Raw genomic sequence first — 698 nt, 5'->3', positions numbered from 1 at the left:
TGGCATAGTTTCGGGAACTGTAAAGCGTTAGCAGATTTTTGTTGACTGCTTCCCGAAGTTTTTACACATTGCAGCAACTCTGCTGCGAGTTGATGGTGATATTTAAGGTTTGAATTTTGAATAAAGAGTTTCGTCATAATCGTCTCTACTATGATTTACAAAAGTTGTACAAATTGTATTGGAACCAACATCAACACTTACCCAAAGCATTTCGCTTTACAACAGGAGAACAAATCCTCAACGAACTCACGAAGTGTATTCGTTACTCTGTTCAATCTAATTTGTACGGAAAATCTCTCGAAGGAATATTGCGAGCCCTAGATTTATTACTAGAACTTAGTGCACTTTTAGAAACCGTACAAAGTTTATTAATGTTAGCTTGGGAATTAAAATTCTTGCCTCATGGCGCTCTGGTTGCTTTGACTGAACAACTTGGGCATGTATCAAGACAAACTACAGGATGGCGAAAGTGGTTCCAAGGAAAATCTCTCGAAATAAATGCACCTATTTCTTCTCCAAGTGGGTGCGCTTAGATTAGAGCTACTGGCATATTACTATTCAAAAAGACAATAAAACTGCTTGAGAACTTAGAGCCTTCCTTGGAGAGAAGAGAGCATGGTCGAACTGGTGGCCTAAGAAGGATATTAGAGAGTAAGCGATCCCTGCCAGCCCTTATAAATAAAGGGCTGTAGGCTCAC

The 698-nt window shown here is 39.5% G+C and carries 1 protein-coding gene; it reads left to right on the top strand.

The features are described 5' to 3' along the window. Positions 1 to 116 precede the first annotated feature (116 nt). A complete protein-coding gene (locus ON072_RS21050; RefSeq protein ID WP_274626191.1) occupies positions 117 to 533 on the top strand; it encodes a hypothetical protein in 417 nt (138 codons plus the stop codon). The last annotated feature ends 165 nt before the right edge of the window (positions 534 to 698 follow it).

The organism is Shewanella sp. K8 (assembly GCF_028823715.1).
GTDB classification, from domain to species: domain Bacteria; phylum Pseudomonadota; class Gammaproteobacteria; order Enterobacterales; family Shewanellaceae; genus Shewanella; species Shewanella algae.
Note: the sequence above shows the minus strand (reverse complement) of the source record. Positions and strands in the feature narration are given on the sequence as shown.